The organism is Ruminococcus sp. HUN007 (assembly GCF_000712055.1).
GTDB lineage: Bacteria > Bacillota > Clostridia > Oscillospirales > Ruminococcaceae > HUN007.
In genome coordinates this window covers 1,503,076-1,517,140 of the sequence record NZ_JOOA01000002.1, presented here as the reverse complement: position 1 = coordinate 1,517,140, position 14,065 = coordinate 1,503,076, and the positions used below count along the sequence as shown (strand labels likewise).

Genomic DNA, 14,065 nt, shown 5'->3' with positions numbered 1-14,065 from the left:
GCCGGATTTCCGAAGGTGGGATTTGCGGGGCTTCTCCCAGGAGCCCCCACGCTGATTTATGAATAAATCAGCGTTTCCTTAGCGAAAATAATTCTGTTATATAGAAACGCCGGATCATCCGGCGCCTGTGAAGACGAAAGGGGAAAATCTTTTGAAAAATATTATCAGAAAAACAGTACCGTTTGTAACGGCTGCAGCACTGCTGGCAGTTCCGGCTTATCAGACCGCAGATTTTTTTATTACAGATATCAGTTCAGCTGAATATACAGCCGAAGCCGGCGATGAGATCATTATAGAGCTCGGTGAAGTTTCCGGCGAGGCCGGCACAAAAGTCAAGCTTCCGGTTTACATAAAAAATGCAGGCTCCGGTATTTCGGCTCTGCAGTTTGATTATGATACGGACAGTTCATTCAGAGTAACGAGAGGACTTAAGGGCGATTTCGGATGTACCTGGACTATCGGTTCAAGCTCACGCACCGTACAGTTTCTTGAAGCTGACGGAATGAACGTGACTGAGGGTAAAATAGGCAGACTGGAAATAGATATTCCTGCCGGAACACCGGACGGTGTTTATGAAATATCCGGATTTAATTTTGAAGGTTCGAGAGTCGGCGAAAGCGGCAAGCAGGAGAAGCTTGAAAAAGGCAGCTTTTCCGGCGTGAGCGGAAAAATAATTATAGGCAGCGGAGAAGCGGGAAACAATGAACCTGAGCCTTCACCGTCAGAACAGCCTTCACAGGAAGCAGCTCCTTCACCTTCGAAAGAAAGTCAGCCTTCACCGTCTGAGGCTTCCTCACCTTCAGTGAAGCCTTCACCTTCAGTGAAAACATCACCATCTTCAAAATCCAAACCTTCAGCAAAGGCTTCAGCTGGTACAGCGGCGTCGCCGTCAGCAAAGAGCGGCTCTTCAGCTTCGCCGGCGTCATCACCTTCAGCCGGGGCATCACAGCAGTCAGGTGATAAAAACAGTTCATCATCTGATAACGGAGCACCTGTGGAATCAGCAGCAGAAGGTGTAACAGAAGAAGCTAAGGCATTTGCCTCACCATCCGGAAAGGAAGCGTCAGTATCAGGCGAAAACGGGGATGGAAAAACAGCGGAGAATGCCGCAGCTGTAACAGATGCGGAAGGCAATGCTGTACCGGTGGAAAATGAGGACAGCACAGTCGGAGAAAATAATGAACAGAAGACTGATTCTCCTCTTTCGGCAAAGGTGCGCAAAGCTGTTATTATCGGAGCGGCTGTTGCGGTAGCTGCTGTTCTTCTTGTTGTGCTCATAAAACCGCTTACATAAGTTTCTGAAATAAACAGCAGTTGTTATGCTTTCGGCACAGTGTAAAAAAATCTACAATAAAAGTAAGCATTCTGAAATACTGACTTTTTATTTGTTTAAACAGTTAATTTACTCTCATCTGTCTGGTATGTTATAATTAATTTGTATTGTACTGATCTCTGATCAGCGTACGGAATGAGGAACGGTGTTCAATATGAAAAAAGCTAAATTGATCAGCATCGGACTGGGTTGTCTTATGATTTCTGCCATTTCAGTTTTACCTCTGAAAGCCGCGGAAAAGGTAATCGCAGGTGACGTAAACGGTGACGGAAAAATCAGTATTGTTGATTTCATACGTCTCAAAAAGCATTTTATTTCCGGTGCGGATAACGGAAACAGAGCTGAAGGCTCTGATGTGAACGGTGACGGATCTGTTACTGCTGCTGATCTTGTTGCTTTGAGGAACATCATTCTTAATGTCACGGAGCCCGTAAGCGGTAAAGATGACCTGCCTGCGGAATATCCTATCGATGAATCATGCATACTTGAACCTAAAGGAACGGTGCATACCGGCGACGGAACGTTTTACGGCGGCGGTTATGTAGGCGGATGTGCCATGCTTGATCCGGTTTCAACTGATTACTGGATTGTTGCCATGAACCTTGAGGACTATGCCGATGCAAGGCTTGCAGGAGCATATCTTGAAGTAACAGGTGAGCTCGGCACCATCAACATGCTGGTAACAGATCTTCTTCCGGAAGGAAAGAAAGGCGATCTTGACCTTTATGTTGACGCATTTCCGCTTATTGCACCTGTAGAAAAAGGCCGTGTACCGGTGAGCTGGAAGATAGTACCGCTTGATATAGCAGACAAAGTGCCGGTAAGTTACAGGTTCAAGGAGGGAAGCTCGGAATTCTGGTGCGGTGTGCAGCTTCTTGACCACCGCTATCCTATTGCGAAGCTTGAATACCTTAATGATGACGGAGAATTCGTTGAAATAGAACGCAGACGCTACAACTATTTCGAAAGCATGGAAATGGGTCCTGGTCCGTTTACATTCAGGGCGACTGACATTTACGGTCAGGTTATTGTTGACCGTGACATTCCTTTGGTTCTTGATAAAAAAATTGAAGGCAAAAGCCAGTTTCCTGTATAGGCAGGAAAGAGAGAGGAATCGTAAAAATGAAGACAAACAGACTGCTTACAATGGTCTGCATATGTGCACTTGCAGCCGGAACATTACAGGCTCCGCTCATCAGTGCTGAAGATGCGGCCCAGACTACGAAAAAGGAACAGATCAGTCAGGACACCCTTTACACAATAACCTATAAAAGAGCAGGCGGACTCGGCAGGATCGACGAGAACGAGCCGGCTGTCAAGGGTACCAGAATGCTCATTTCAACATGGGCGCTCAGAAAAGACGGATATTCACACTACGCATGGACTGACGGAGAGCATACATACCGCCGCGGCGAGACGATAAGCATGCCGGCTCATGACATAGTGCTTGAACCAGTCTGGAGACGTACATTCAAGGTAACTTATGAAAAACTTGAGGATTACGGTTATACTACACCTTTCCAGGACGGAACGGTAGCTCCGGGCACACAGATCTATCTTCCTAATATTCCGATGCATAAAGGTGATGCGATATTCAACGGCTGGTATGTAAACGGTGAATACCATGAAGCACTCAGCACGATAACTATCGGTGAGGAAGACACACACGTTTCAGTCTGCTGGCTTGATCCGGTCGAGATCGACTATTTTGCCGGTGACGTTGAAGGTGTTATCGGATCTCCTCATTACATTGTGCAGGCTTATCCGGGATTCTCAAGAGATATTGCAGGTACTGACAGAATTTCAAGACTCGGCTACAAGCTTGACGGATTTACTGATCCGAACGACAACGACCGTAAATATGATTTCAAGGACAGTTTTATGGTCACTGAAGAAGGAAAGACATTTGTGGCTGTCTGGGTACCGATAAAGGTAGGAATGAAGTTCAGAGGCGGCGAGGGTGCTGAAGGAAAGATGCCGAACCAGATCGCTGAATTTGACAGCTGGACAAAGCTCAATGAATGTACCTACACAAAGGAAGGATACAAACTTCTCGGCTGGAAGCATGGCGACGACTACTACCTGCCTGAAACAGAGGTAAAGGTAAAGGTCGCTGAATACGGTGATTTCATGGAGTTTGATGCCGTATGGATCGAAGAGGACAGAAATCCGGGCGATGTAAACGGCGACGGCATTATTGATCTTATGGATCTTACAACACTTTCGATGCATGTTGTCGGTGACAGCGAGATAAAAGATGAAAAGGCTCTCGACGATGCTGATGTTCAGAGAGACGGAAAAGTAGACATTGCAGACCTTGCAAGATTAAGGCAGTTCTTAATGCAGGATAAAATTTTATTAGGGGTATAAGGAAAAATGAGTAGAAAAGCTGTTGTTTTTATTATTGCACTTGCCGGCATGGTAACGTTCTGTTCGTGCGGACCGACTGATGAGATAAGTGTCAGACCGGGCGACGATGTTATCTGGCCTGTGACATCTGCAGTTGATGAAGTTCTGACCGAAGCATTTTCTGAAACAGAAGATGTTCAGGCAGTAACGGAGGTTTCAGTAAGTGTGACAGAACCGGAGACTGCGCCGGTGACTGAAGCAGAAACTTCAGAGGCTGAGAAAAAGGGATCATCAGACAATAAAAATGAAAGCGGCAGCGGAAACTCATCTTCTGAAAACAAACCGTCAGATAATTCATCCGGAGATTCGTCTTCCGGCGGTAATGATTCCGGAAACAGTAATTCCGGCGGACAGAACAACAGTTCTCCGGGAAATGAGTCTCCGAAACAGGAGGAGTCTCCTTCACCGGAGCCTGAGCCTGAACCGTCACAGGAACCGGAACGGGAGTTTGCACCTGCTCCGGTGGTGAACAATGCTGAACTGAAGTATGCTGACGGTGTTCTTATCGTAAACAAGTCCTATCCGGTACCGCAGGACTATGAACCGTCCGGACTTGTGACAGCTTACGGAACCAGGGGCGAATACCTTCTTCCAGAAACAAACGAAGCATTTAAACAGATGTGCATAGATGCTGCAAATGAGGGGCTGAATCTCTGGTGTGCATCCGGATACAGAAGCGTATCCACACAGGACAGGATCTACAACAGTTATGTCGCACGCGACGGCAAGGCCGCAGCGGACACATATTCCGCACGTCCTGGTCATTCCGAACATCACACCGGCCTATGCTTTGACCTTAACACCATTGACAGCAGTTTCGCCTACACAGCCGAAGGCAAATGGGTAGCAGAAAACTGCTGGAAGTACGGTCTTATTATCCGCTATCCGCAGAGTAAGGAAGATATCACCGGATACAAGTACGAGCCATGGCACCTGCGTTATGTAGGAACAGATCTTGCGAAAACCCTTTATGAAAGCGGTCTTTGCATGGAAGAATATTTCGGACTTACATCGTGCTACAGTGAATAAAACGAAATTCAGTTATACATAAAGGGAGCAGCCGGAGATAAAAGAACCTCCGGCTGCTCCCTGTTTATTCAGGGTAAAATTTACAGTAAACGAAAAATCAGCCCATGTTCACTGTAATTTATTCTTGTATGAAGATGATATCTGCGTTATAATAGAAAAGTACGTATTTGGGGTTGCTGAATAGAAATGATAAACATCTTATAGAAGATGTTTTCAGAGGAGGATTATAATGACGGTTAAGTCTGTTTTTAAATATTCACTTACCGGATTAGTACTCTCCGGAGGTTTATGTGCCGGATTATCAGGATGTTCCGGTCTGAATGAAAAGCAGGAAACGATAAATGAAACTGTAATTGAATCTGAAACTGTAAAAGATACTGCAAATGAAACTGCAAAAGAGACAGTAAGTGAAACTGTAAAAGAGACTGTAAATGATACTGAAATTCTGTTTGTAACAGGTACAGGAACTCATTCCGATGTGTCGGAGAATGTTACAGAGCCTGTAACGGAATGCGATGTAACAGATTTCGCAGTAACCGCACTGAATACAGCAGATCCGGCTTCAGCTTCGTATGTTGATGAATACCTTAGAAAGTTCGGGACAGACCCGGAAGTAATTGCAGATTCAGAGCAGGTTATTACTGTAGATACAAGTGACGGATCATGTTATGTTTCAGTCTGTGAAAAAGAAGATGATTCATGGATCTGTCTGTTCGAAACTACAGGAGCAGTAGGAAAGAACGGCGTTTCAGCAAACAGTACAGAAGGAGATTACTGTACTCCGGAAGGCGTATTTGATCTGGGCTTTGCATTCGGCACTCAGCCTGTGCAGGATCTGAAGATCGAATACAGAGAGATAAATGAAAACTGCTACTGGGTCGATGATCCGCTGTCGTCTCTGTATAATCAGTGGGTTGAAAGCGACGAAATAAGCTGGAACAGTGCGGAACATCTGACCGACTATCCGTCGGCTTACAAATATTCAGTTGTGATCAATTATAATATGGATCCCGTGGAAAAATATAAGGGATCAGCTATTTTCCTTCACTGTATGACCGACAGTTACACAGCAGGGTGTGTTGCTGTTCCTGAAAAAGATATGCTTGAAATTCTGAAATGGCTTGACAGTTCAAAAAATCCGGTAATCATTATTCATTGATTACCGGATTTTTTCTGCATATGCTTTCTGTTTCCCGCCGTTTCAAAAAAGGTATCAGGCATCGCGATGCTTTTACTATCAAACAGCTGCCGAAGGCAGCTCACCATTTTTGTGCATTGAGAAAGGTGCTTTCGGTTACTTGAATGTATGAGTTCAGTCAACAATTACAGACCCGTCTGTTATATTAGCTGCAACATCATCCTTGAAAGCTTCAATAGTTTCGTCTTTTCATTTTAGCTTCTCCTTGTATTAATCGATAATCTTTAAGATAATAATTTAATTTACGGCACAATATATATCGTCATGAATTTTAATTATTAAAGGTTAATACCCGAAACTATGTTTTTGTTTTCTCCATACATATATAGCGTTGGCGAAAACAACTAAAATTGTTAACTGTCTGATGTTTATATTCAACGAAATTACTACAATTTTCGTAAAATTTATTGTGCTTTAATTGATTTTTTTGTATAATATAATTATAGGGAATTTGAATAATGTTAACTTTTTGATGTTGTACATTAGATTAATAAAAAACGTATGGGGATACGTTTTTTAAAGCTTAAGGACTGTGGGGATGGTCGATTAGCTGCAATTATTATTGGGGTTACAGGACTATTAATTTCACCGCAGGTATTCTATATGCTTGCGGTGTTTTGTTTTGCTGTCTATTGTTTTAAAATTTAAGTTTCGAATTGTATGTTTGTTAATTATTGTACGGAAGTATGCACTGAATTTCGGAATTCATTATCTTCGAAATTTCATAGATTATAATTAGGATTATTACACAGAATATATCGCCAATAATCCTTCCTATCCTCACAGCGAACTTGAAGCTTTTACAGTTTTTTATAAGCAGGAAGATGCAGTAACTCATGAAGAATATATTTTTAGATAAATTATAGAAGCTGATTTTAAATAGAAACGCTTACTGGAGTTGTTGTAAAAAGAAAATGTGTTATTGGGGGAGATAGGAATGGCAGTCTTTAAATGTAAAATGTGCGGAGGATCACTGGAAATATCTGAAGGCACTACAGTGTGTGAATGTGAATACTGCGGAACGAAACAAACTCTGCCTAAGATCAATGACGAGCAGAAGATAAATATGTTTAATCGCGCCAGCCATTTCCGTCAGCAGTATGAATTTGACAAAGCAGCAGAGATCTATGAAAAAATGGCGGCTGAATCAGGAAGTGATGCAGAACTTTTCTGGTCAATAGTATTATGCCGTTACGGTATAGAATATGTTGATGATCCGGTGACTAAAAATAAAATACCGACATGTCACAGAACGCAGTATAAATCTATACTTGAAGATCCGGATTATCTGACTGCGCTTTCCTGTGCTGATACTATGCAGCGGGATATTTATGAGCGGGAAGCAAAGGTAATTAATGATATCCAGAAAAAAATTCTGAATATATCCTACAGAGAAGAACCGTTTGATGTTTTTATCTGCTACAAGGAAACCGATGCAAACGGAAGGCGCACAGTTGATTCAGTACTGGCACAGGATCTTTATTATGGTCTGACACAGGAAGGATTTAAAGTTTTCTTTTCAAGGATCACTCTTGAGTCTAAACTCGGAACTGAATATGAACCGTATATATTCGCAGCGCTGAATTCAGCTAAAGTAATGGTAGTAGTCGGAACAAAACCGGAATACTTTAATGCAGTCTGGGTAAGAAATGAGTGGAGCCGTTATCTTCAGATCATGCAGAAAGACAAGAACCGTATACTGATACCAGCGTACAGAGATATGGATCCGTATGATCTTCCGAATGAGCTTTCACTGTTTCAGTCGCAGGATATGTCGAAAATAGGTTTCCTGCAGGATCTTATCCGCGGGATCAAGAAGATAACCGGCCAAGACAATGCTGCACCTGCTATACAGGAAAAGCAGGTGATCAGGGAAGAAGTCAGTGATCAGGACGAGAGTTCTTCGGAAAAAGATGAATCAGAAAAAAAGGATTCGTCTGTTTTAGCTCTGATCATAGGATCAATTTGCATTATTGGATTAGGGATAGTTATAGCGTGCGTATTATTATTTAACCGAGGCGAAGATAACAGCAGTTCCGGTAAGCTTTCGTCTGATTCAGTATCAGATAACTATCCGGCTCATACTATGCCGCATAATAGTGAAAGCCGGACAACATCAGCCGAAAGTTCTGATTCGGGAAATGAGGTAACGATCCAGGAGAAAGAAAATACAGTTAAGGTTACAGAAAAGCCGGAAACAACATCTTCAGGGAATTTATATTCCGCAGATGATCTTAAAAAAGCAGCCGCAAAAGCAATGGAGAAATTCGATAAAATGGGAACAGATGATGATTATATTCCTGGTTCATTGAATTATACACTTGACTATGACCTTAACGGTGATGGTGTTCCGGAACTGATCGACAGCTATGCTCCTCTGACTGATTCTGCTTTTGAAATATATTATTATAATGGCAGTTCGTTTGTAGAAGCTTATAAAGGCTGGGGATATTTAAGAATATGTCCTGACAGGCATTATTTTTCTGTAACAATTTATGGAGGCGGAACTTTGAATTCATATTTTGAATATAATGATTCAAATCGGGCAGTTCCTATAGACAAACTTGGAAAAAATGCTGACGGATATTTCAGAAATGATCTTCCGGTCTCAGAAACTATGTTTAACGATGCTGAATCGCAGTACAGCAATCTGAACTGGATATCAATTATGTATAATACCAGTTTCAGTACAAATACATCATCCGGAAATAACGCAGGAACAGCTTACACATCTGAAAATCTGGAAATGTATAGTGAAGGATTTACCGCTTATGTCAGAACAAATGGTGATGTATTAAATATGCGTAAAGGACCGGGTACGTCATATGAGATAATTGCTGAAATTCCAAATGGAACAGCTATAAATGTATATGGTATCGAAAATGGATGGTATTATATTTATTACAATTATAAGTATGGATTTGTATCGAAGGATTGGGTCAGCTAGGTAAGGCATGAGTAATATGAACATTTTTAACATGATATTCAATAAAGGAGCGTAGAGAGCTATGAGCAAACATACCATTAAATGTCCAACCTGCGGTCGAATGACCGATCTTGGACTGTTTCAGAATCTTGGCAGACAGTATACCTGTCCTATGTGTAAAACGGTAATAGATACTGCTAAGGCTAAGGCAATGTATGAAGAAAGAAAGAAGGGGCTGGTATCCACTATACAGTATGAGGGTGATAACAGTACTTTTGTATGGAAGCATCCTGTAGAAAATTTTAATTATGGCTCGCAGCTTATAGTTCGTGAATCACAGGAAGCTATTTTCTTCCGTGACGGACAGGCACTTGATTTGTTCAGTGCAGGAAGATACACGCTTGAAACGCAGAATCTGCCGCTTCTTCAGAAATTGTATTCTATATCAACCAATACCGATACGCCTTTTCAAAGTGAAGTTTATTTTATTAATAAGACTGTACAGATGGGAGTTAAATGGGGAACATCTGATAAGGTACGTTTTATTGATCCTCTTACCGGAACTCCGCTGGAGCTTGGTGCATCAGGTGAAATGAATTTAATGGTTGAAGATTCACGCAAACTGCTTTTAAAGCTTGTTGGTACAACAAATGGTATTGCATGGGAATCAGAAGAAAATGGGTTTACGAAGTCTTTACAGAAGGCTTTTCGTCCGTTGATCTCAAATGCAGTAAAAACAAATCTTCCGGCAGTAATAAAACAAAACGAAATTGATCTTCTTGAAATAGATGAGAAACTGGATCTTATATCTGATACATTGAAGAATAAGATCATAGATGGGTTCGAGGAGTATGGTTTGGCTGTTTCGCAGTTTTACGTTACCAGTATAGTTCTTCCTGAAGAAGACCCGAATTTCAGACGTATACGAGATCTTCATACAGTTACTCTTCAGGCGAAAATGCTTCAGGCACAGGCTAATATTAAAGTAATGGAAGCTCAGTCGGAAACGTTATATCGTACAGAACAGGAAAAGAGCAAGGCGGCAATTGAGGCTTCGCATCGTGAAGCAGAAATGCAGCGTCAGCTCACTGAAACCGAGATTGCTAAGAGTGTGGCTGAACGTCGCGTAATTGGGGCTCAGGCAGAAGCTCAGGCGCTTCGAATGCAGGGACTTACTGAGGCTGAGATAATGCAGGCTAAAGGTTATACGCAGAGAGATGTAATTCAGGCTGATGTTCAGAAGGCGTATGCCGAGGGTATCGGAAACATGGTTATAAACGGTTCAGGCGGCGGCGCAACCGGTGATATTCTTGGAATTGGTCTGGGACTTGCTGCAGCAGGCAGTATAGCTCCAAAGATAGGTGATATGTTCGGCAACATGTATCAAAACAGACAGAACAATACCGATACTCCATCGGTTCAGACGTCATGGCAGTGCAGCTGTGGAAATACGGCACAGGGTATGTTTTGTAATTCGTGCGGAAGTAAAATGCCTTTTCCGGTTAAAACATGGGACTGCACATGTGGGAACAAGAATATTACAGGTAAGTTTTGCAATCAATGCGGAGCTAAAAAACCTGAAACATGGGACTGCGTATGCGGCTGCAAAGGCATTGTGGGCAATTTTTGCAGCAACTGCGGTTCGAAAAAACCGTCAGTTGCTGAAACGTGGGACTGCACATGCGGTAATAAGGGCATTACCGGGGCTTTCTGTAATATGTGCGGTAGTAAGAAAGGAGAATAACTATGTTTAAGAATAAGAAAGCAATGATAATTATCGGAGTAATAGCAGCTGCGTTCAGTATTATTGCATTTTTAATTCCTTTCAATAAAAATGAGAACTTCTGGGTAGCATATATTTTTGAACTTACTGCAGTTTTTATTCAGGTTCCTGTATTTAAAATCGCCTTTGAAGAAAAAGATACCGCCAAAAGTAAAATTATGGGCCTGCCTGTTTTCCGTATAGGATATATATACTTGTTCGTACAGACGGTAGTATCATTTATAATAATTATTGCAGGCGGCAGAAATTATATACCTTTCTGGCTGTCAACAGTGATCTGTGTTTTAGTTCTGACGACAGCACTGATTTTCAGTATAAGCGGAGAGATTGCAAGAGAGGCAATTGAGAGAATAGATGATTCTGCTAAAGTCAGTACATCTGCCATGACCGAACTGAGAAATAAATCCGGCAGTCTTTCAGCGTATACTAATGATGCTGCTTTAAAATCAGAACTTAAGAAACTTGCTGAGTCTTTTAAATACAGCGATCCGGTTTCTTCAGACGAGACACTTCAGGCAGAAATAGAACTTCTGAAAGATCTTGATAATCTTACATCAATGCTTAGTGACGGAAGTGCTGTTGCCGATGATATAAAATCAATACAGGAAAAACTAAGCATAAGAAACGAAATATGCAAATCGTCTAAAAAAAGATGAGCATTTCAGTAAATCACAAGTTTGATTTATAGGCTTTTTTGTGATAATAAGGAAGGAACAGGGGAGAGTAAAAAATGAAAAGAAGAACTTTAGCAGTGGTTACTGCAGCCACACTTTTATTTTCAGGAATATACATTAGTTCGATTCCTGATCAAACTTTATCTATAAAATCTTATAGCGATATCACGGTAGTTGGAGATAGAGATGCTTTTTCCCCATCTGAATTAGCGATGATTACTGCTGAGGAATTCGAAGTTTCAGATAATAATCTTTACTATAAAGCCATAAACGGAATTCTTTTTGATAAAAGTGGAACAAAAATTAAGCGCTATCCAGTAAAACGAATAGATACAAGTTCAAAAATTGATATTCCGGATTACGTTACAGAAATATGTGATTACGCTTTTATTGGTTTTCCTGCCGAGAATTTGGAATATTTAGATTTGGGTAAAAATGTTTCTGCTTTAGGTAAAGATGCTATTTCAGATATACTTTTAGAGCCTCTTGAAATTCGGTTGCCTGATAATATAGAGGTGTTTGATTCGGCTGTAATTGAAATGAGAACTAATATTTTTAAAAGAAGCTCCGGACAAAAAAGTTTGGAACTCAAAGTGAATAAAATAGACATCTCTTCATCTGTAAGAAGCATTCATGATATTTTTTTGAATAATACACCTAATCTGAAATCTTTTGAAGTTGAATCTGGTAACAGTTTTTATTCCAGTGATCAGGGAATTCTTTATAATGCTGATAAAACAGAATTAATAAAGTGCCCTCAGAAAACTGAACTTAAAACGTATGAGATTCCTGATGGTACGGTTAAAATTGATACAAATGCTTTTGCGAAAACCAAGCTAGAATCAGTAACTATTCCGGAATCTGTTAAAATTATAAGCAGAACAGCTTTTGATGGCTGTAAACCTGTTATCAAAGGATATGCAGGCTCATATGTACAGCAATTTGCCGGTGAAATGGATTATGAGTTTGTTGAACTGGAAAAAGTAATTGAACCGGAGCCGTCTCCGGTTGTTGAACCAACTGTGATTCCGACAACTGAACCAACTGATGCTGCCGAGCCTTCACCTTCTCCGGATGTTAAAGCGACTTTGGGTTACAATTATGACGTCAATAATGACGGAATAGTGGATGTTATGGATTTAAATGTTCTTAAGGTGTACTTGTTTGGAATAACCGATTCGGTTCCTATGGGATCACCAACACCGGAACCGTCGCCATCAGATCAGCCGGAGAAAATAATAGAAAAAGCATTTGATGTGGACGATAGTGTTAAAATCACGGAGAATTCAGATGGAACACTCCGGGTTGAATATACAGAAAAACCTTGCACACTTACTTTCCCGGCAGAATGGAAAGATAAATTTGTAATCAGAGACAATATTCTATACGATAAATTAGCGTTCTATAACGAAGAAAGCGACGGAAAAGTCTTTGGAATAAGTTTTGACGAAACTAAACACAACACGATGTTTGGCTATCTTGGTCAGGCAGGTGACAGATATGTCTACTGGTTTAAACCGAATGATGTGAGGTTTGATATTAATAACAAGGCTGAAATGGATGAATACTTATTTTTAAGCAATTCAATGACTGAAGTTTTTGATTCTGCAGAATGTATTCCGGAAGGCGAAACAACTTACAGGAAAGTAGTGAGATTTTTAGATCAGGACGGTATTTATAAATATATCGGTACAACTATTCCAGATATGAAAAAAGCACTTGGTCAGCCTGATTATGATATTATGGCCCACACTGCACAGTTTTCCGATGTTGATGGCGGATATATCAACTCAATGATTTATGGAAAAAAAGTTTTTGAATTTATTGAAAAAGATAAAATACTTGTCGATGATAATACAAAGATTTTGGGTGTTTATGTATCAGACGGAGAATATCTTTCAGACTATGTTCATGCCGGAATGAGCTACAAAGAACTTACAGATTATATTTTTTTTGATAATGACACACTTTCAGAAAGTATGATAAAACCGTGTAAAAGAGCAACAGGTCATATCACAGTCAACGGATATTACTGTGATTTTTCCGCTGATTTTCCTTTGGATGCCGATCTGGATACTCCTTCAACATCACTGTATTTATGGTGTAAAGATATTTGTAAAGATGAAGCTGAGGCTCAGGACCGCAGGAAAAGAAGCATAGAAAAAACAGAAGAATTATATGGAAAAAATGGTTCAAACATTGTTCTCGACAGTAATAATTTTGGATATGGTATCGTAAATGATGGACCACTTAATATAAGAAGTGCACCAAATACTTCAGCAAGTATCGTTGCACAACTTACGAAGGGCAAGATGATGTATATAAAAGCAGTCCAAGGCAAATGGCTTCGTATTGAATCATCAGAAGGTATGGGATATGTTCACTCAGATTATGTTTATATTCTGTATCCGGTACAAGGGTCTTCATTTACTCCAAAAACAGGAGAAATAAACGGACATGGCGATACTGTGAAAGGCTATACTGAAAACTTTGTAAAAAACAATGTTTATGGAACCGTCAGGGAAAATCTCGAAAACGGATGGCATATAACAGTAAAAAATGTTTATCATTCAAGTGAAACATTATGGCTTGAATGCTGGGACACTGATGACGGAGACTACTATGGCTGGGTTAATGTGGGGTTCATTGATTTTTATTGATGACAGAATTAATCGTTAAGATATTATTGTATTTATATTTTGATAAAGTGTAT

At 40.7% G+C, this 14,065-nt stretch carries 9 protein-coding genes; all 9 read left to right on the top strand.

The genetic code is table 11. The features are described 5' to 3' along the window. Window positions 1–151 precede the first annotated feature (151 nt). Complete coding sequence (locus CC97_RS10735; protein WP_044974966.1) at window positions 152–1,294, top strand: hypothetical protein; 1,143 nt, start codon at window positions 152–154, stop codon at window positions 1,292–1,294. A 193-nt stretch (window positions 1,295–1,487) separates the two neighbouring features. Next, the gene (locus CC97_RS10730) at window positions 1,488–2,429 is read left to right on the top strand and encodes an expansin EXLX1 family cellulose-binding protein (protein ID WP_197021858.1); all 942 of its coding nucleotides are present in this window, start codon (window positions 1,488–1,490) and stop codon (window positions 2,427–2,429) included. Between the two features lie 26 nt (window positions 2,430–2,455). Further along, window positions 2,456–3,703: a dockerin type I repeat-containing protein gene (locus CC97_RS10725; RefSeq protein ID WP_044974965.1), complete on the top strand. Its 1,248-nt coding sequence runs from the start codon at window positions 2,456–2,458 to the stop codon at window positions 3,701–3,703. Between the two features lie 6 nt (window positions 3,704–3,709). After that, window positions 3,710–4,771, top strand: coding sequence for a M15 family metallopeptidase (locus CC97_RS10720; protein ID WP_049962841.1), 1,062 nt, complete (start codon window positions 3,710–3,712; stop codon window positions 4,769–4,771). Window positions 4,772–5,000: 229 nt separating this feature from the next. After that, on the top strand, window positions 5,001–5,930 hold the full coding sequence (locus CC97_RS18885) for a L,D-transpeptidase family protein (protein WP_049962840.1): 930 nt from the start codon (window positions 5,001–5,003) through the stop codon (window positions 5,928–5,930). A gap of 976 nt (window positions 5,931–6,906) precedes the next feature. Continuing rightward, window positions 6,907–8,916, top strand: coding sequence for an SH3 domain-containing protein (locus CC97_RS18880; protein WP_049962839.1), 2,010 nt, complete (start codon window positions 6,907–6,909; stop codon window positions 8,914–8,916). A gap of 61 nt (window positions 8,917–8,977) precedes the next feature. Next, on the top strand, window positions 8,978–10,639 hold the full coding sequence (locus CC97_RS18875; protein ID WP_049962838.1) for an SPFH domain-containing protein: 1,662 nt from the start codon (window positions 8,978–8,980) through the stop codon (window positions 10,637–10,639). A gap of 2 nt (window positions 10,640–10,641) precedes the next feature. Then, a complete protein-coding gene (locus CC97_RS10700; RefSeq protein WP_044974964.1) occupies window positions 10,642–11,334 on the top strand; it encodes a hypothetical protein in 693 nt (230 codons plus the stop codon). Between the two features lie 74 nt (window positions 11,335–11,408). After that, a complete protein-coding gene (locus tag CC97_RS10695) occupies window positions 11,409–14,012 on the top strand; it encodes a leucine-rich repeat protein (protein WP_081850085.1) in 2,604 nt (867 codons plus the stop codon). Window positions 14,013–14,065 lie beyond the last annotated feature (53 nt).